This is a genomic window from Alloscardovia omnicolens DSM 21503 (genome assembly GCF_000420505.1).
Classification (GTDB): Bacteria; Actinomycetota; Actinomycetes; order Actinomycetales; family Bifidobacteriaceae; genus Alloscardovia; species Alloscardovia omnicolens.
In genome coordinates this window covers 31741-51678 of sequence record NZ_ATVB01000002.1, presented here as the reverse complement: position 1 = coordinate 51678, position 19938 = coordinate 31741, and the positions used below count along the sequence as shown (strand labels likewise).

Genomic DNA, 19938 nt, shown 5'->3' with positions numbered 1-19938 from the left:
AAATAGTGTGAGAGTTATTATGCACCATAATGCTAGAGAATAGATTGGAAAGTCCATTTTATGAATATTCATCGTCTCTCCTTACTGAACATGCTGCTGTAAGTCATTCTCCCGCACATCAAAAATTGCCATAAAAGTAGGGTTAAAAGACACAGGTGCTCCCTTTACAACAGCACTCGCAGTACCTTTCATATTTATATGAAACTCTCTACCTACTTTTTCAGCCCAATTTCTATTATGAGACCAAGCAAATAAACATACACCACTGACATAAGATCCGCCAAGAAGTTTATAGCTTCTCACCTTATATTGAGAGACGGTAGCTTCAAAATCTTGATAGATATTGCACGCTCCCGACAATGGAACACCAGCAAAAACTTTTGCAGTGTATTGTCTAAAACTTCTTTCCGAGATCTCTAATGAATCACTACTAGTATTCCGTACGGGGAAAAATACATCTGCTATTTCCTGAGCAAGTGCTTCTGGACTAGTGGAAGTATTTTCTAGTATGCCAGTGCCTACAGTTAAATCAGAAATAGTGTTGACAGAATATCCACGTCCCTTAGCTTCATTTAAGAGAGCAATTTGGACATTATCAATAAAATTTCCATCATGAACAGGCTGCGCTTGGACAACTGTTGGAACCAATACCAATGATAGGACTATAAAAATTAGGGCAAAAAACTAAAACTTACCTTTTTCATTATTCCCTCTCCTTTGAGGATAAACAATAAATAATTGAATTTGTAGTGATAAAGGAATCGTACAAAACGTACAAATACAGCTCATGCTAGATACAGTGAAGTATCTTTCATGCAAGTTTACACGGATACCTCATTATATGATTATTTTCATCCCCACACGCTGAGCATTTCCTGGTGTTGCATAACAAGTTTATGGGTGCATACCGCTATGCAGTATGCACCCATAAACAAGAATCAGAACTTAAATTTTATTCTTCGTCCTCATCAGGATCGTAATCTACGCCTGTTTCAGCGCGCTGTTCCTCAGAGATAGGAGCTGGAGCACCAGTTAATGGATCGGTACCGCCACCTGCCTTAGGGAAAGCAATAACGTCGCGAATAGAATCTTCGCCAGCCAAAATAGATGCGCAACGATCCCAACCGAAAGCAATACCTGCGTGTGGTGGAGCACCATACTTGAATGCTTCGAGCAGGAAGCCAAACTTGTCGTTCGCTTCTTCTTCGCTAATACCCAAAACGTTAAGCACACGGTCTTGAATATCATCGCGATGAATACGAACAGAGCCGCCACCAATTTCATTACCGTTGCACACAATGTCGTAAGAATCAGACATAGCGTTACCTGGATCCTTATCGAAAGTATCCAACCAATCTGCACTTGGCATGGTAAATGGGTGATGTACCGATGTCCACTTGGAATGACCAACTGCCACATCGTCATCATCGGCATCTACTGGCTTGAACAATGGGAAGTCCACAACCCACGTAAAAGCGAACTCATCCTTCTTCAAAATACCTTCGCGTTTAGCAATCTCAACGCGAGCAGCACCGAGAAGAGTCTGAGATGCTTCACGAGCACCTGCGGCGAAGAATACAGCGTCACCGTCTTGTGCACCAGTAGCTGCCTTCAATCCTGCACGCTCTTCATCAGACAGGTTCTTTGCCACAGGACCCTTCAGTTCGCCGTCAACACCAAACTGAACATAAGCTAAGCCCTTAGCACCACGCTGACGAGCCCATTCTTGCCAGCCATCAAACTGTCGGCGAGGCAAATCAGCAGCACCGGAATATACTACTGCACCCACATAGTCTGCTTGGAATACGCGAAATGGAGTGTTCTTAAAGTAGTCAGTCAGTTCCACAATCTCATTGCCGAAACGTAAGTCTGGCTTATCGGAACCGTACTTATCCATCGCATCTTTGTAGCTAATACGGTTGAATGGAATCTGAATATCGTGACCTGCCGCAGCCCACACATCCTTTAACACACGCTCAGCCATAGCAATCACGTCTTCTTGACCAACGAAAGCCATTTCCATATCGAGCTGAGTGAATTCAGGCTGACGGTCTGCACGGAAGTCTTCATCGCGATAGCAACGAGCCAACTGGTAGTAACGCTCAATACCAGAGACCATAAGTAGCTGCTTAAGCAATTGTGGAGACTGCGGCAAAGCGTACCATGAGCCTGGATTCAAGCGCGAAGGCACGAGGAAGTCTCGAGCACCTTCTGGAGTGGACTTAATAAAGGTTGGAGTTTCCACCTCAGTAAAGCCCATCTCATCCAAAACAGCGCGAGCAGCCTTAGACATAGCAGAACGCATCAGAAGATTGTTATGCATCTGAGGACGACGTAAATCCAAATAGCGATACTTCAAACGCACTTCATCACTAGGAAGCTGCGTTTCAGACTCATTTTCCAAAGAAGTAGACACCTGGAAAGGAAGTGCTGCAGACTTAGCAAGAATATCGATAGTGTCAGCAACAATTTCTACCTTACCTGTGGATAAGTGATCGTTTTCGTTACCTTCTGGACGCAAACGCACAGCACCGGTAACAGAAACAACGAATTCGCTACGCAATGGGCGTGCCATATCTTCGTCATTGATCACAACCTGCACTAAACCAGAGGCATCGCGCAAATCAATAAAAGCTACACCGCCGTGATCACGACGACGATCAACCCAACCAGAAATGGTAACGGTGGAGCCAATAAGTTCTTCAGTTACATCATGAGCATGATGTGTTCTATACGCTGTCTGAGACACTTTTTTCCTCATTTATGCTAGTAATTTTCAGGGGTAAGAATATCAAAACCGCTCTACAAGAAGCCAAATCACACAGACCATCTACGAGCCATATATAGCTTCAAACCGAGCAAAACAGCAGAACGGCTATGGACTTGCAGAAGATTAAGTGCAGACACACCATATCTGTATGCCTGCACTCCCCTGTTTATATCAGTTTGTATCAGCTGTTTCGGTATGCGCTTTTAGTCAGCGTTCTTCACCTCAACATGACGCTTAGCAAACTCCTCTTGCGGCGCCCACACAGACGCATCAGCAGGAATCTGCTCACCAGTAATAATATTTTTAACTTCTTCAGCAGTATTCTCGCCATTATCGTCAAGCGTCGAAGGAATCCATACATACGGAATACCCAACTTATCGGCGTACTTAATCTGCTTACCAAGTTTTGCAGCGATTGGAGCTACATCGGTTGCAATACCGCGAGAACGCAAAGCGCGGGCAATAGCGTTTGACTGTGCACGATGTTCTTCATCCCATACGGCTACCAAGACGGCTGCTGGAGAAATACGAGATGCACTAGCCTGAGCAGACCCCAACATGTGTGAAACTAAACGTGACAAACCAATAGACAAACCCACACCTGGATAAGTCTTCTTACCCTGCGTAGCCAAATTATCGTAACGACCACCCGAGCAGACAGAACCTAAGGAAGACACGCCCTCTAAGAAGGTTTCATATACAGAGCCAGTGTAATAATCCAAACCGCGGGCAATCTTCAAATCAGCAATAACTGCACCAGGACGGATAGCGGCTGCTTCATCAACAATCATGCCCAAAGTATTCAGACCATCGAGAGCCAAAGCGTATGCCTCTCCATCTTTATCTACACCTTGAGCTTCGCACAAAGCATCAAACTTTTCACGCAACTCACTACCATTGGCAGCGCTCAGTTCAGCCAACTGCAAGCATGCGGAAGCTTGGTCTGCTGATGCTCCACACTCTTCTTGTAGCAGACGCGATACTTCATCGGCACCAATCTTGTCGAGCTTATCAATTTCGCGCAATACGCCTTCAATATCGGTTAAACCAACACCGCGGTAGAAGCCTTCAGACAGCTTACGATTATTCGCATGAACCGTTGCCTTTGGCAAACCATAAGCACGTAACTGTTCAAGAGCTTCCACCATAATCAGTGGAACATCCACCTCATAGTGGCTTGGCAAATCGCCATTACCCACCACGTCGATATCTGCCTGAACAAACTCACGGAAACGACCTTCTTGAGGACGTTCACCACGCCACACCTTCTGAATCTGCCAGCGTTTGAAAGGAAAAGCGATTGCTCCTGAATTTTCAACCACATATCGAGACAGAGGAACAGTTAAATCGAAATGCAAACCGAGACGTTCCTCAACAGGCTCGTCATTCTCGTTGCCGAGATCTTGCAAACGTGACAACAAGTAAATTTCCTTACTTGTTTCGCCTTTTTTCAACAAACTTGAGCCTTTTTCCACGGCACGAGTTTCAATCCCCAAGAAACCGTGAAGCTCAAATATCGAACGAAGAGTGTCCATAACCTGCTGTTCTACAACACGTTCTTGTGGAAGCCACTCTGGAAAACCTGATAATGATGCACCTTTAGCCATAATTCCTTATAATAGGTTAGGTCACGGAAAATATTAGATTTTCCCCTGCTTACTGAAGGAGTGCATATGTCTCAAGACGCATCCACCACATCCGAAAACGCATCCGCAACCCCTGCAACACCAGCAGCTTTCGCTGCTAAGGCTAAGCCTGCAGCTCCTGCAGCGTCCGCGACGACGCACAGCGCAACTGTGTATGGTGAAGCAGAATTAGAAAAAGCAAAGACTTTTGGTCGCGTCGCTGAGGACGGCACTGTTTTTGTTTCCGAGAACAATACTGAACGCGAAATTGGCCAGTACACCAATGCAAACAGCGATGAAGCACTCTCCTTCTATGCACGTCGCTACCTCGATCTTAAAGCGAAGATTGATCACGCTCGCGCTCGCTTTGAGTCTCACACTATTAAGACTCGTGAGATTGACGAAACTTTGAAATCTCTAGCTGAAGAGATTACTCAGCCTGCTGTTGTGGGCGATATTCCTGCTTTGTGCGCTGACGTCGAGGAATTGAAGTCTTTGGGCGAAGCAGCAAAGGAGAAGATTGCTCAAGCTCATGCTCAGGCTGTGAAAGTTTCAGTAGAAAAGCGTACCGCTATTGTTGAAGAAGCTGAAGCTCTTGCAGCTTCTCTCGGCGATTCGACCAATTGGCGCAATACAAGTGAGAAGTTCTCGGAATTATTCGCCAAGTGGCAGGATGTTCAGAAGCATTCAGCTCGAATTGAAAAGTCTGTAGCTGATGAATTGTGGGGACGTTTCTCCAAGGCACGTAGCACTTTTAACACTCAGCACCGCAAGTGGGTTGCCGCTCGTGACGCTGCTCGAAATTCTGCTCGTGAAGCCAAGCAGAACATTATTGCGCAGGCAGAAGAGCTGAAAAATTCTACTGAGTGGGGCGAAACTTCTCGCAAATTCAACCAGTTAATGAATGACTGGAAGAAGGCTGGACGTGTGGGTCGCACTGAAGACGACAACTTGTGGAAGCAGTTCCGTGCTGCTGCAGATGTTTTCTTTGATGCACGTCAGGCAGATCGCAACCGTTTGAACGATTCTGAGAAAGAAAATCTGGCTGCTAAGGAAGCTTTGCTTGCCAAGGCTGAAGCTCTTGTACCAGTTGCAGACGTAAAGGCTGCGAAGGCAGCTCGTGCAGCATTAGGTAAGATTCAAGACGAATGGGATGCGATTGGTCGCGTTCCTCGCGCTGATTTGGGTCGCATTGAAGCTCGTTTGGATGCTGTGGAAAAGCAGATTAAGACCGTCGAAGAGAGCGAATGGAACCGTACCGATCCTGAAGCTCATGCTCGTAAGTCATCTTTCACAGCTCAGTTGGAAGCTCAATTGGCAGATCTGGACGAGCGTATTGCTGCCGAAACTGATGATGCTAAGCGTTCTCAGTTGCAGGCTGAGCGCGATACTAAGGCTCAGTGGTTGAACGCAGTACAGTAAGCCTTAGGTCTGATTAATGAAGGTTCGGGTTTTGAATCCGAACCTTCATTTTTATTGGGTCTTCGGACTAAGCGGTGTTGTGCTTTGATTAGCTGGTTTCATCGGATTTTATAGTGGGATTTTTGAGGTTGCAGGTGCGTGGCTTGTAGCTGTTATGCGCAATCAGGCTTCAAAACACGGTAAATTCGAAGTGCTCTTACTCTCACACATTCTGCTTAACCGATTAACACACCTGTTATGCCAGTTTTGATGCACAAAAATGGCTTCAAAACTGGCATATCGGTTGCGCGTATCGACTTCACGCATGAAGTAAAACCACATTCACTCCGAAACGATGCCTTGACGCATGACTGCCAGAGAAATCAACTGATACCTACTAGACAACATCCGCCCCTAACCCCGCGAAGTCCCAAGAGTCGGTAAAAATCAATACAACATGAGTACGCATTCAACAACACGAAAAATTCGGATGCATCCTAACTGCAACAGACACCATACTCACAAAATCCGTGCACAAGTATGCACGCATCAATCTACTTATCAATATGACGTATGCGTAGCTTGGAGTCATCCTTAGTGCCAGTTAAACGATAAACATCGAAAACACCATCAATTTTACGGATTGATGCCAACAGCTGGTTCAAATGGCTCATATCAGCCATTTCAAAACTGTATTGGCTAATAGCTACACGATCATCACCGGTAGAAATAGTTCCTGCAACAATATTGACGCCCGCATCAGAAAGCACACGCGCAATATCCGAGAGCAGACGCCCTCGATCCAAAGCTTCTACTTGGATTTTTACTAGGAACACACCTTGAGCACTCGTCCAACTCACATCAACAAGGCGCTCTGGCTGATTTTTCTTCAAACTTGCTACGTTCACGCAATCTTCGCGGTGAACAGATACTCCTGCTCCACGGGTAACAAAACCCACAATCTGATCTCCTGGCACAGGAGTACAGCATTTTGCAAGCTTAACCCACACATCGTCCACGCCTTTAACGGATACGCCAACAGATTTCGTGCGACGAGGTCCGCTACCGGAGCGCCTACGCAAAGGAACAATATTTTGCTCAGGACTCTCGTCAGCATCATCGTCCACGAACTTAAGAATATGAGTAATAACGTTCTGCGTGGAGACTTGACCCTCACCAATAGCTGTATACAGGGAATCAACATCTGGATAACCCAAATCGTCTGCTACAGCTACGAAAACTTCAAGTCTGGTGTAATTTTGCGTAAACAGATTACGCTTACGCAAAGCACGTGTCAGTTCGTCACGACCTTCTTCCATGTTTTCAGTTCGACGTTCTTTCGTGAACCACTGACGAATTTTATTGCGCGCCTTTGGCGACTTAACAAAGTTCAACCAGTCATGAGAAGGACCAGCATTTTCTCCGCGCGAGGTAATAATTTCAACCGTATCACCGTTTTGCAGCTTCGTATCTAATGGCATCAGACGCCCATTAATACGCGCACCCATCGTATGGTGTCCAACTTCTGTATGAACAGCATACGCAAAGTCTACCGGTGTTCCCTCTTGCGGAACTGAAACAATCTTTCCTTTAGGAGTAAACACATAAACTTGGCTGGCTCCTAAATCATCTTTTAAGAAGCCGAGGAACTCATCTGAATCAGGAACCTCACTTTGCCAATCAGCAAGCTGTTTAATCCACTGAAGGTTATCGTGTTCAAAGAAATCGCTACTCTCAGCGTCTATCTTCTTACCGCGCTCAGCGTCCTGTTTATCGGGAGCAGATAAAGCGCGACCTGCTCGACCGTTTTCTTTATATTTCCAGTGCGCAGCAATGCCGTACTCAGCGCGACGATGCATATCCCAGGTACGGATTTGAATTTCTACTGGCTTACCGCCAGGACCTACCACTGTTGTGTGCAAAGATTGATACATGTTCATCTTTGGCGTGGCAATATAGTCCTTAAAACGGCCAGGAACTGGATTCCATCGAGCATGCACGGCACCGAGAGCAGCGTAACAGTCGCGAATAGAATCCACGATAATGCGCACACCCATCAAATCGTAAATATCGCCAAAATCATGACCACGCACAATCATTTTCTGATAAATGCTGTAATAGTCTTTTGGACGACCATTTATATTAGCATGCACATTCTGTTCGTCGAGGTCTTCGCGAATATCGGCAATAATCTGTTGCAAATACAGTTCGCGTTGACCGGCACGATGACGAACCAACTCCACTATTTCGTCATAAATCTTTGGTTGAAGAGTTTTGAAGCTCAGCTCTTCTAATTCAGTTTTAATGGCGTTCATACCCAGGCGATTCGCCAAAGGAGCATATACGTCAATAGTTTCTTGTGCCTTCTTATACGCACTTTTTGGTTTCACATAACGCCATGTACGCGCGTTGTGTACACGGTCAGATAGCTTAATAACGAGCACGCGCACATCACGACTCATTGCCACAATCATTTTGCGAATAGTTTCAGCTTGGGCAGAATCTCCCACATCCATCTTGGTTAACTTCGTTACACCATCAACCAAACCTGCAATAGTGTCGCCAAACTCCTCACGACACTGATCCAAGGTGAAATCAGTATCTTCTACCGTGTCATGTAATAATCCAGCAGCAATAACTTTAGGACTCATGCCCAAATCAGCTAAAATCTGAGCAACTGCAATTGGATGAATAATATACGGTTCACCTGAGCGTCTGCGCTGTGGAGCATGTTGTACAACAGCACGTTCATAGGCACGCTGCAGCAAATCCGTATCAGCATCTGGGTGATGGAAGGTGCACACTTGAATAATAGGAAGTAACGGATTGAGCGGATCCGAACTAATTTCTGCACCTAGAATGCGTGAAGTAGGCGCGTTTGCGTCATGCTGTGTAAAATTTGTGTCAGCCATGTGTACCTCCTACTTCTCCCAGCTCTCTATCGCTTTTATTATGCCTTATTGTGCCACACCGGTTGAGCCAAAGCCACGGTCAGAACGATCTGAATCAGGCAATGTTTCCGCTTCAACAAAGCGAGCTTCCACATAGCGCTGAATAACTAACTGAGCAATACGGTCTCCTGGCTCAAAATGAGCAGTGTTCTCAGGGTCGAGGTTAATCATAGGAACTTTAATCTCGCCGCGATAACCCGCATCAATAGTTCCTGGAGCATTAACAACGCTAATACCCCGCTTCACAGCTAAACCGGAACGAGGATGAACTAAACCAACGTAGCCTGCAGGCAGAGCAATAGCAATGCCTGTAGGTGCTAAAAATCGTTGGAAAGGCTTCAAATCAAAAGCGACCGTTGTGCGTAAATCTACGCCAGCATCACCCGCATGAGCATAATACAAGCCAGCCTTATTCACATCCTCGTTGAGGTAAGAAATAAGAACTTCAATATTTTCTGGCTCGTTATACATCTCATCATAGGCCATTACGCTGCACACTCCTTGCACACTGGCTGACCATCGTCATCTGTATAAGCCAACTGTGAGCGATGCTTTACCAAGAAGCACTCAGAGCATACAAACTCGTCGCCCTGCATAGGAACAACAGTTACGCTTGAGTCCTCATTACTCAAATCGCTACCAGGAAGTTCGTACCCCTCAGCCAATGCGTTCTCATCATCATCCAAATCATTATTCTGATTCTGACGGGAGCTGGTGCCCAGAGCTTCGATGGATTCCTCGTCTTCGTCCTTGGACCGTGGAGTATCGTAATCCTGTGCCATAGCCCACTCCTTTCACTGAGTCTTTATACTGAGTCGCGCAGACGATACATCCGTCACGCGATATAAAACGACACGTGTCCTATGCGAAAGAGGATACTACAATTTTTCTATGGCACAAACTACGGCACGTTGAATTGTGTGAAAAACAGAGTAAAATCACATAAATTTTACGTAACACAGACCGTACTTCTCTTGAAAAATACGCTTTCTGCAGAGCAATATTTGAAGGTTTTCTTCAATGTCATAGCGCGAGATACGTGTGCGGAACACACCTGTATGAAGAAATCTCACATGTGTCCTATCCATTTTACGTATATGTGACCACCTACCCATAATATGGAAGTATTCATAGACGCAAGGGGTTTAATATGGCTGAGAATTCAAGTATTCCGGTAACTTTCGTTCGCGTTGACGCTAACGGTGACCTTATAGTAAAAGACCCACTGACTGGAGATCTTTTTTCTTTAGAAATTACCTCGGAACTTGAACGTGCTATTGCTTCTGCTCGCAATAAAGCACAGACAGTTACTCAACAGGAAGAAAAACAGCCAGAAAAAATTCTTCCGCTGTCCACTATTCAGTCACTTATCCGTTCCGGACAGAGCCCACAGACCATCGCTCAAGAATACGGTGTATCCGTTTCTGCTGTAAACCGTTTTGCTATTCCAGTAGAAAAAGAAAAGGTTTTCATTACTTCTCAGTTCTTAGAAACTGTTGTTGGCACAGAAGGAAATACTTCGAAAGTTAAAGATATTATTGCTTTTTCGCTTGCTTCTATGGGCGGTGATTACGCTGATGTACAGTGGAGCGCATCACGTCAGGGGCATAATCCATGGCGCATTCAGGCGAATTACAGTTTAGGAGAACACAAAGAAAGCGCTGAATGGATGTTTAATTCACGCAACCATTCTGTGGTGAGCGTCAACACACCTGCAAAGCGTTTACTGCGCGAAATGTCTGCAGCAACCTCACCTGTAGATAAAGAGCTATTCAGCACAGATGCTATTCCAGCTGTAGGTGCTACGCACTCCTCTCCTCCATTTTCTAATCAAGCTGTGTCTACCAGCACAGGCACCTTCGAAACTGTTTCTATGAGTTCTATGCGAGATAATACGCATATGAGCACAGGCGCTTTTAATGCTATTGTTTCTGGTCAGTCGCCTCAATCAGCAGGTTCGCAACACGAAGAACAGTCACAAAGTAGCACACAGTTACCTGCTGTACGCCGTACTTTGGCTGATCCATCAGATTTCCAATCAGGAAAGAAGGCATCACGACTTCAGGCCGCAGATGTTCCACTCGATATGGATGATACTGAAGATTCAGCTCCGGTTATCAATCAAGAGGACTCTCATATCTCTGGCTCTGATCAGTCTTCCAATGCCGGCAGCAACAAAGAAGAAGACGAAAACGGAAGCGCCAATAGCAACCGAACTTCTCAGCCTCCTAAGCGTAAGCGTTCAGCTATCCCAGCTTGGGACGATATTCTTTTCGGTTCGCAGTCCTAGATGGCATTTGAGCTTATAGATATTGCCCTTTATGTAGACCAACTATGTAAAGGGCTATACAATTAACTCGGCGAAACTGTTAAATTTAGTCATTTCTTCAAATATTCACGTGGTTTACGCGCGTTTTTAATCAGATTAATTTCTCAATTACTCATCTGCTTTCTGCTCATATAATGAGCAGTCTATGGTACGCATAAATCGCGCTAAACTTTTGGAATTATCACGATTCTTATAAAGAATATTGAACATTTTTTGATTTTCTTCAAATTTTATGTAATCTTTTAACATTTTTAATAATAGTAAAGTAAGTTGAATTATATTCAAGGTGATTATGTTATGCCCTGATTCACAAAGATTGCTGCTGGACTACTTGCAACTGTTTTAGGAATAGGAACACTGAGTACATGTTCAGTAAACCTTAGTCTGCCGAGTAATACAACGAGCGATAACAACGCAAGTCAGCAGAAAAAAGTAGATACCTCCGAAGACTCAACAAAAGAAAAATCTCAAAATAGTCAAGAAGAATCTACAGAAAAACCTGCCGATTTAACCGACACATGGAAAACAGATGCCAACGAAGGCTCGGATTTAATAGCCAAGATTACAAACGACACTATTACTATTACGTGGGCACAGCCTCAAGCATCAGAAGAATCTAGTTTGTATTGGAAGGGAACTTTTACGCCTCCAACAACAGCTGGTGATTACACATGGACCTCGCAAGCAGACAGCGATGCCATGAGCAAAGCAGTTGGATTGACAGCACAAGAATCAACGAAGAAATTTACTTATAGTAATGGTCAGATTTCATTTGATGTAACTGCACCTGGAACAACGATTTCAAAAACTCATAAACTTATTAAGCAGTAAAAGCTGAGTAACAACGAGGACTACTGATCATCTTACTTATTAGTAAAAGTTGAGTTGCTATTTTCATAGCACAACTTTTACTGTGCGGTAACTGACAGTAGTCCTCTCGTTATTTTTCTGTTGAGATATGAGCCTTTATCAGGCGCTACAATAATCTCTTCGTACGAAGGTCTTACACAACGTCCAGAAGGAACGGAATATCAAGCTCAGCACGTGTTAAGGACCCGTGCACAGCCGGCAAATGCGTCGCTACATCGCTTTGAGTGCGAGAATCTACTATCGTCACATTTGAGGACGCCATAGCAATAACATCACCGATATACGGAAGAACGCGATCATGCACAGGACCATATAATCCGGCAGCAATAGCTTCATCTTTTGTATAGACACGTGCTTTATCTTCAAGAACACGACGCCACCGTTGCGCAACATCGTTCGGATTCATTCCCTCTTCAACATATAAGGACACTGCTCTCGGTTCACCGCCAACGAGGACAACGCCTTCCTGCAGTTCAGGACGCTCAGCAATATCAATGCGCGTCGAACTGTCAGACGCAATCATGCCATGATCGGCAGTAATAGCAATCAGCGTGCCTGGCGCCGCTTTTTTAGCCAAACTTTTCAGCTGAGCATCGACACGTTCAAAAGTTCCTATCCAACGCTCATTATCCCACCCATATTGATGCCCCATTTTATCTGCATCGCGAATATATACGTATGTTAAACCTGGCTCAAACGACGAGCGAGCGGCAGTAGTAATACGCTGAGATGGATTTGCTCCAGAAATATAGTTCGAACCTCGTAAAGCAGCGCGCGTTAAAGCAGAATTAGCAAATTTAGGGAATCCTGAAGTCGTAACGCGCACATCCTGAGCACTTAACTGCTCAAAAATAGTTGGCTCACGCTGAATAAGTTCAGGATTAGCGCCGTTAGAAAATTGAATCATTTGGGAAAGCTGACCGTTGTCTGGATTGATTTGAGAATAACCAGTCATTCCCGTTAAACCTGGGCACGTTCCCGTACCGAAAACGCTGAGCGCTGCAACAGTAGTGGTAGGAAAACTTGAAGAAATTGGCTGTTGATTATGACTTTGATTGACTAAAGAACGCAAGTAAGGAGCATGACCTTTACGTTCCATGAGATTCCAAAAACCCAGACCATCGATAAGCACAACAATAACAGAGGATGCATGAGGAACGCCTAAATCTACTCGTAAGCGCTCAGCATCATTATGAATTGCAGTAGAAACTGGCGTTCCCAATGCGGCGGATAAAGCAGGTAAAACAGCGCTTAAATGACGTGCACCACCGCGACCTTGAGAATTTATGGCATCATAGTTAACTACATCTTGTAACGACAAAAGTTCTGCACCACTGTACACATCGGACATAGTGTTATTTAATCATACGGCTTGCATATCTAGACTCCGTACTCCTAGCAGACCGCATCGTTTATTACTGCTAACCGACCGCATCCCTCATCCTAGCGCGCACTATTTATTCACACACTCATTATTTATTTACGCGCACACCCGCCATGCACGGCACCCCAAATAACCTGCATACTCCCCCATATGCTCAATTCTCATCAAAACAAAACAGATAAACAAAACAGATAAACAAAAACCGAGCGCGCATGGTCGCGAACGTAGAGCGGACGTATATAATAAGTGGGACTGTGTTATATAAGGAGATACATGGCACGCAAACGCACACACGCCGCTACTTACGATCCTCGCGAGATTAAGGAAAATATCGTAGACACGCCGCTTCAGGAGGAAATGAGCAAGTCCTTCTTGGAGTACGCGTATTCCGTTATTTATGCGCGCGCTTTGCCTGATGCGCGCGACGGCATGAAGCCTGTTCAGCGACGTATTATTTATCAGATGGGTCAGATGGGTTTGACTCCTGAGAAACCATATATGAAGTCAGCACGTGTTGTGGGTGAAGTGATGGGTAAACTTCATCCTCACGGCGATTCTGCTATTTATGAAGCCATGGTGCGTTTGGCTCAGCCTTTTGCTATGCGATTACCTTTGGTGGACGGTCACGGTAATTTTGGTTCGTTGGATGACGGTCCTGCTGCTTCACGTTATACTGAAGCCCGTTTAGCTCCTTCAGCTTTCGGTATGATTGATTCTATTGGCGAAGAAACCGTTGATTTCACACCAAATTACGATAATAAGCTAGAAGAGCCGACTGTGCTTCCAGCGGCATTCCCTAATTTGCTGGTTAATGGAGCTTCGGGTATTGCGGTGGGTATGGCCACAAATATGGTCACTCATAATTTGCGTGAGGTTGTGGCGGGAGCACAATATTTGATGAAGCATCCCGAGGCAACACTCGAGGATGTGATGCGCTATATTCCAGGACCAGATCTGCCCGGTGGTGGCATTATTATGGGGCGAGATGGCATTCGTGAGGCCTATGAGACGGGACGCGGAACATTTACCACGCGTTCACAAACGCATATTGAGAATGTGACGGCGCGTAAGAAAGCAATTATTGTTACTGAACTTCCTTTTATGGTTGGTCCAGAAAAGGTTTTGGAGCGCATATCTGAAAGCGTTAAAAATAAAAAACTTGACGGTATTTCCGGCGCGATTGATTTAACAGACCGTCATAACGGAACGCGCATAGTTATTGAAATTAAATCAGGTTTCGATCCTCAGGCCGTGCTTACTCAGTTATTTAAGTACACTCCTTTGGAAGATAACTTCACTATTAATAACGTGGCTCTGGTCGATGGACGTCCGCGTACTATGGGTTTGCTTGAGCTACTGAATGTATGGATTGCTCATCGTCGCGATGTTATTCGAAAACGCTCTATTTATCGTAAGCGTAAAGCTGAAGAACGTCTGCACTTGGTAGAAGGTTTATTGCTTGCCCTTATCGATATTGATGAGGTTATTGAAGTTATTCGTTCTTCGGATGACGCTGATTCCGCTAAACACCGTTTAATGGCTGTTTTTGATTTAGACGAGATTCAGGCGCAGTATATTTTAGATTTGCGTTTGCGTCGTTTAACAAAAATGAGCCGTATTGAGTTGGAAACAGAACGCGATGATTTGAAGCGTGCTATCGAAGAGCTCAATGAAATTCTCGGTTCTGCTCAGGTCTTAGATGGGGTTGTTATTGATTCCATGAATAAGGCTGTTGAGCAATGGGGAGATGATCGTCGCAGTATTTTGCTCGATGAAGGAGAAAACGGCTTTACTCCTGTACAGTCTGCTGTATCGTCTTCTAGCTCGTCTACCCCATCTGAGCAGACATCAACTGCGTTGGGTGTTGGTGGAGGTTCTTCACATGCTCAAGCCTTAGCTCAGGTTAATGCACAAATGCAGGCTAGTGCTGCTTTAGGCTCAGTACGTGGTGCAGCCCCATCGTCCGCGCTGGAAGTAGAAGATGTGCCGTGTGTTATTGCTCTGAGTGCTTCAGGGCGTATTGCACGATTATCTGCAACTGCTTGGGATGTGTATCACTCTCGTAATGCCGCTACCCCACGCTACGCTGATGATACTCTTCTCTCTCTTATTCAATCATCTACACGTTCAACGTATGCGCTCATTACGTCAGCAGGTCGTTTAGTGACAGCACATACCTCCGATTTACCTCAGCTACCTGTTTCGGAGTACTTGAGCTTAAGCGCTGGCGTTCCAGCCGATGAGTTACTCATGAGCACAGAAAGTACCGACCCTGTTGAGGGTGAACATACTGTTGCTGTTATTTCTATGAATGACGATGATTCTACGCCTTTGGCTTTGGGAACACGTAACGGCGTTGTTAAGAGATGGAATAGAGAATCACCAACAACCATGGATTCATGGAGTGTTATCGATTTGAAGGATAATGACGAAGTTCTCCATGCTGCTCAAGCGGATGATGATGATCGTCTCGTCTTTATTTCTTCTGATTCATCTCTTCTAACTTTTGCAGCTTCCGCGGTACGCGCCCAAGGTCGCACAGCTGGCGGTATGACTGGTATGAAACTATCTGAAGGTCAGCATATTGTCTGCTTTGCTGTTGTTCCTGCCGGTAAGGTGGCATGGACGTATGACGATAACGAAGAAGGAAATACTGCTCAGTCAGGCGCAGTAGTCGTAACCGTTGCTGGAGATGCTGATGCTCTGCCAGGCACAGATAACGGCGCTTGCAAGGTAACACCATTGGAGCAGTACCCTACGAAGGGTCGTGCAACAGGTGGCGTGCGCTCACAACGCTTCCTGCGCGGTCAAAACACGCTAATTGCTGCTACAGTCGCGGACGTACCAGTCTTTGCTGCAACGCAGAGTGGCCACCCGGTGGATCTTCCTGCAGTAGATATGCGTCGAGACGGTTCAGGTACGGAATTAAGTGCTCCAATAACCTATTTCTCCCGCGTATAAAATTAATGGTCAGCGCCTAAGCACTGACCATTAATTTATTTACTCATTTTGCGCACAATCAGTTCATGCATACCGCACAAAATAATAAACAAAATCAGCAAATAAACAGGTAAATACACTGCTGAAATATTACGCGCTATAATACCGAATAGTGGAGGCAATACAAGATTTCCTGTATAAGCGCTCGCCATTTCAACACCAATCATGGCTTGAGAATGTTGTTCGCCAAAAATAGCAGGAGTGGAATGAATAATACTTGGATAAATCGGAGCACAACCGACTCCAATAACAATTAAACCAATCATCGTCAACGGATTCCATGGCGTAGGAATCATAGTGACTACAATACCCGCTCCAAGCACTATGCACCCCAAACGAATCATCTGTGAATCAGTAAATCTCTCTGCAATAAAACCGCAGGCTAAACGACCGGCTGTAATACCAATAAAGAAGTAGCTTGCCCAAGTAGCTGCATCTTCAGCAGTAATACCGCGCGCTTGCATGGCAAAAGTACTTGCCCATAATCCTGCTGTTCCTTCAATACCACAGTAAGCTAAGAACATAAATAAAATCTCTTTAGCCATAGGCAAACGCAAAGTTGCTATAAGACCAAGAGGAGCAGAGTCCGCCTTGTCGCTCTGCTCAGTTTCCGAGCTATGTTCTGATTGTGCACCTCTTTTTGCCCACCATGGAAGAGAAGCAAAAACAATACAGGTAATACCAATCTGAATAAAGGAAATATAGCGATATCCCAACTGCCATTGATGCTGCTGAGCAATAGCATACGCCATAATATATGGGCTAATAACAGTGCCCACTCCCCACATGGCATGCAGCCAACTCATATGACGATTACTATAATGTAACGCCACGTAATTATTCAGAGCTGCATCAATAGCTCCGGCTCCTAAACCATACGGTATAGCCCATAAGCACACAATCCAAAAGCTTGGAGCAAGAGAAAATCCCAGAAGCGCTATAGCAGTTGCAGCCACTGAAAATGCTGTAACCTTGCCAGCACCTAACTTATAGGTTAAACGGTCACTGAGCAGAGCAGAAATAATAGTGCCCAAAGTAATAATAAAAGTAACAATACCTGCATATGATACGGGCACATGGAAAGCAGGATACATAGATGGCCATGCTGATCCCATTAAAGAATCAGGAAGACCGAGCGAAATAAAAGCTAAATAAATGACGCCCAAAAGTAAGTTCGCCATTGCACTCCTTTTCTATGTTTATGCCTCATTGCTGTGGCTGCCCTGCCACCAAGAGCATGTATGACAACGTTCACATCAAGGAAAATACTAGCGTAGGGGATTTACATTCCGAGCGAAAGAATTGTGGTTTTTCGCGTAAAACTTAAGAAAAAGCGAATGATTCACGTCAAGCGAATCATTCGCTTTCCACAGATACTAGGCGTCAATCTTCGAACGATCGAAATCATCTGCGTTATCAATAATAAACTGCTTACGAGGAGGAACTTCATCACCCATCAAGAGGCTGAAAATATCTGAGGCATGCGCAGCATCTTCTAAGCGAATACGACGAAGCATGCGCGTACGCGGATCCATAGTGGTATCGGCAAGCTGATCTGCATCCATCTCACCCAAACCCTTATAACGCTGAATATCTTCGTTATACGCAATACCTTGTTCACGCAGCTGAGCAAGCTTAATACCCAGCTCTTCCTCAGAATACGTGTAGATATATTCACCCTTACGTTTGCCTGTTAAAGCAATACGATGCAAAGGCGGCACAGCTGCATAGACATGTCCTTCAGCAATAAGCGGGCGCATATAACGATAGAATAAGGTGAGCAGCAGAGTGCGAATATGCGCTCCGTCGACGTCTGCATCGGTCATCATAACAACTTTGTTGTAGCGAGATTGGCTCACATCGAATGTCGAGCCTGAGCCTGCTCCAACAACTTGAATAATAGATGAACATTCTTTATTCGCTAAAATTTGCGCAGTAGAAGCCTTCTGCACATTCAAAATTTTTCCACGAATTGGTAGCAGAGCTTGGAACATTGAGTTACGAGCCGCCTTAGCAGTGCCTAAAGCGGAATCACCCTCAACAATGAACAGTTCAGCGATGTCATCATTTCCTGGCTGGCAATCCGACAGCTTTGAAGGCATTGAAGCTGACTCCAACGCATTTTTACGTCGCGTTACTTCCTTCGTTTTACGCGCCTGAATGCGTGCATGCATTTCTCCCACAATTTTTTCAAGCACACGCATCGACTGCTCTTTAAAACCGCGACGCGAACCAGATATCATCTCTCCGAACTGTTTATCGGACATTTTCGTCACAATAGGCTTCACTGGAGCTGTTCCCAGCACGTCCTTAGTTTGACCTTGGAATTGTGGTTCAGCAATGCGCACAGTTACTACAGCCACGAGGCCTGCAACAACGTCATCGCGTTCCACTTTCATACTGGAATCTTTAGTATTGTATTTGAGTTTGCGCGCATTAGCTTCCACATTTTTGCGCACCTGTTTGGTTATGGAGTTTAAGAAACCATCCACATGCATACCGCCGCCAGGAGTCTCCACTACGTTGACGAAGCTGCGCACAGTGGTTTCGTAATCATTAACCCAACGCAAAGCAATATCAACATCACATGAACGTTCAATCATCTCAGCATGCAAATCACCTTGAGCAGACACAATCTGAGTTTCTTCCTCGTATGTATCTTGTCCTGTAATATGCCAAATATCGCTAACTGCTTCGCCACTGGTTAAGAAGTCAACATAATCAACAATTCCGCCCTCGTGGTGGAAACTTTGCACGCGAGGGTGCGCCTGCTGTGGCTGGTGCAGCTGTTCAGCATCCTTGGCGCTATCGTTTGGTACATCGCTCGACTCGTCAACTACAACGGTCTCGACTGGCTCTTCAACAGATTCATCGACCACGGTAATCTTCAGTCCTGGCACTAAGAAGGACGTCTGGCGTACTCGATTTACCAATTGCTCATAGTTGAATTGAGCTGTGGCGTTAAATATTTCAGGATCAAGCCAATAACGAATACGTGTTCCTGTATGCTTGCCTTCATATGTGCCTACAACGCGCAATTCTGTTGCTTTACGCTTAGCCGTTGCTTTAAACGGTGATTGAGGAGATGGCTGATTAGGATTTGCATCCGTATACACTCCAGGATGGCCCTTATGGAATTCCATGCGATATGTTTGACCATCACGGTCAACTTCAACATCTAAACGCTCACTCAAAGCATTAACCACAGATGAGCCCACACCGTGCAAACCACCCACAGCATTATAGGAGGAACTACCAAATTTAGCACCTGCGTGTAGCTTCGTCAGCACGACTTCTACGCCCGATAACCCTGTCTTTGATTCTTTGTCAATTGGAATACCGCGACCATTATCTTCTACAGTAATAGATCCATCTGTATGAAGAGTAACAGTAATCTGTGTGCATACACCCGCTAAGGCTTCATCCACAGAATTATCAATAATTTCCCATAAGCAGTGCATAAGTCCTTGACTATCGGTAGTTCCGATATACATACCCGGACGTTTACGTACTGCATCGAGTCCCTCCAAAACGGACAGACTATCTGCATTATATTCTTCTTGTGCTGTTTTCTTAGCAGCCATGAAAAAATGCCTCTTTCACACACA

General features: G+C 45.1%; 13 protein-coding genes. 4 read left to right on the top strand and 9 right to left on the bottom strand.

Annotated features, from left to right (window positions below; genetic code table 11):
- Positions 1-81: 81 nt before the first annotated feature.
- The 3 genes from G464_RS09595 to hisS form a co-directional block, all read right to left on the bottom strand.
- A complete protein-coding gene (locus tag G464_RS09595; protein ID WP_022856437.1) occupies positions 82-654 on the bottom strand; it encodes a hypothetical protein in 573 nt (190 codons plus the stop codon).
- Between the two features lie 298 nt (positions 655-952).
- Complete coding sequence (gene aspS / locus G464_RS0101270; protein ID WP_022856436.1) at positions 953-2749, bottom strand: aspartate--tRNA ligase; 1797 nt, start codon at positions 2747-2749, stop codon at positions 953-955.
- 224 nt (positions 2750-2973) lie between these two features.
- Entirely contained in the window at positions 2974-4377 is a 1404-nt protein-coding gene (gene hisS, locus G464_RS0101265; protein WP_021618447.1) for a histidine--tRNA ligase, read from the bottom strand.
- Positions 4378-4443: 66 nt separating this feature from the next.
- On the opposite strand from hisS, the gene G464_RS0101260 reads away from it, so the two are divergent.
- On the top strand, positions 4444-5817 hold the full coding sequence (locus G464_RS0101260) for a DUF349 domain-containing protein (protein WP_022856435.1): 1374 nt from the start codon (positions 4444-4446) through the stop codon (positions 5815-5817).
- A 533-nt stretch (positions 5818-6350) separates the two neighbouring features.
- Here G464_RS0101260 and G464_RS0101255 read toward each other — a convergent pair.
- From G464_RS0101255 to G464_RS0101245, 3 genes are read right to left on the bottom strand one after another with little or no spacing between them, the layout of a single operon-like run.
- A complete protein-coding gene (locus G464_RS0101255; RefSeq protein ID WP_021618449.1) occupies positions 6351-8708 on the bottom strand; it encodes a RelA/SpoT family protein in 2358 nt (785 codons plus the stop codon).
- Between the two features lie 45 nt (positions 8709-8753).
- Positions 8754-9233: a dUTP diphosphatase gene (gene dut / locus G464_RS0101250; protein WP_022856434.1), complete on the bottom strand. Its 480-nt coding sequence runs from the start codon at positions 9231-9233 to the stop codon at positions 8754-8756.
- Entirely contained in the window at positions 9233-9529 is a 297-nt protein-coding gene (locus G464_RS0101245; RefSeq protein ID WP_022856433.1) for a DUF4193 domain-containing protein, read from the bottom strand. Before G464_RS0101245 ends, dut begins: the two co-directional genes overlap by 1 nt.
- A 368-nt stretch (positions 9530-9897) precedes the next feature.
- Here G464_RS0101245 and sepH point away from each other — a divergent pair, with 368 nt between their 5' ends.
- Positions 9898-11037 (top strand): septation protein SepH, encoded by a 1140-nt coding sequence (gene sepH / locus G464_RS0101240; RefSeq protein WP_022856432.1) that lies wholly within the window; start codon positions 9898-9900, stop codon positions 11035-11037.
- Positions 11038-11697: 660 nt separating this feature from the next.
- Positions 11698-11907 (top strand): hypothetical protein, encoded by a 210-nt coding sequence (locus tag G464_RS09590; protein WP_022856431.1) that lies wholly within the window; start codon positions 11698-11700, stop codon positions 11905-11907.
- A gap of 172 nt (positions 11908-12079) precedes the next feature.
- Here G464_RS09590 and G464_RS0101230 read toward each other — a convergent pair whose 3' ends face one another.
- Positions 12080-13297, bottom strand: a complete 1218-nt coding sequence (locus G464_RS0101230; RefSeq protein WP_022856430.1) for an alkaline phosphatase family protein — start codon at positions 13295-13297, stop codon at positions 12080-12082.
- A gap of 306 nt (positions 13298-13603) precedes the next feature.
- On the opposite strand from G464_RS0101230, the gene G464_RS0101225 reads away from it, so the two are divergent.
- Entirely contained in the window at positions 13604-16291 is a 2688-nt protein-coding gene (locus tag G464_RS0101225; protein WP_022856429.1) for a DNA gyrase/topoisomerase IV subunit A, read from the top strand.
- Between the two features lie 35 nt (positions 16292-16326).
- Here G464_RS0101225 and G464_RS0101220 read toward each other — a convergent pair whose 3' ends face one another.
- Both G464_RS0101220 and G464_RS0101215 read right to left on the bottom strand, forming a co-directional pair.
- The gene (locus G464_RS0101220) at positions 16327-17511 is read right to left on the bottom strand and encodes an MFS transporter (RefSeq protein ID WP_021618459.1); all 1185 of its coding nucleotides are present in this window, start codon (positions 17509-17511) and stop codon (positions 16327-16329) included.
- Positions 17512-17706: 195 nt separating this feature from the next.
- The gene (locus G464_RS0101215; RefSeq protein ID WP_022856428.1) at positions 17707-19914 is read right to left on the bottom strand and encodes a DNA gyrase/topoisomerase IV subunit B; all 2208 of its coding nucleotides are present in this window, start codon (positions 19912-19914) and stop codon (positions 17707-17709) included.
- Between the last annotated feature and the right edge of the window lie 24 nt (positions 19915-19938).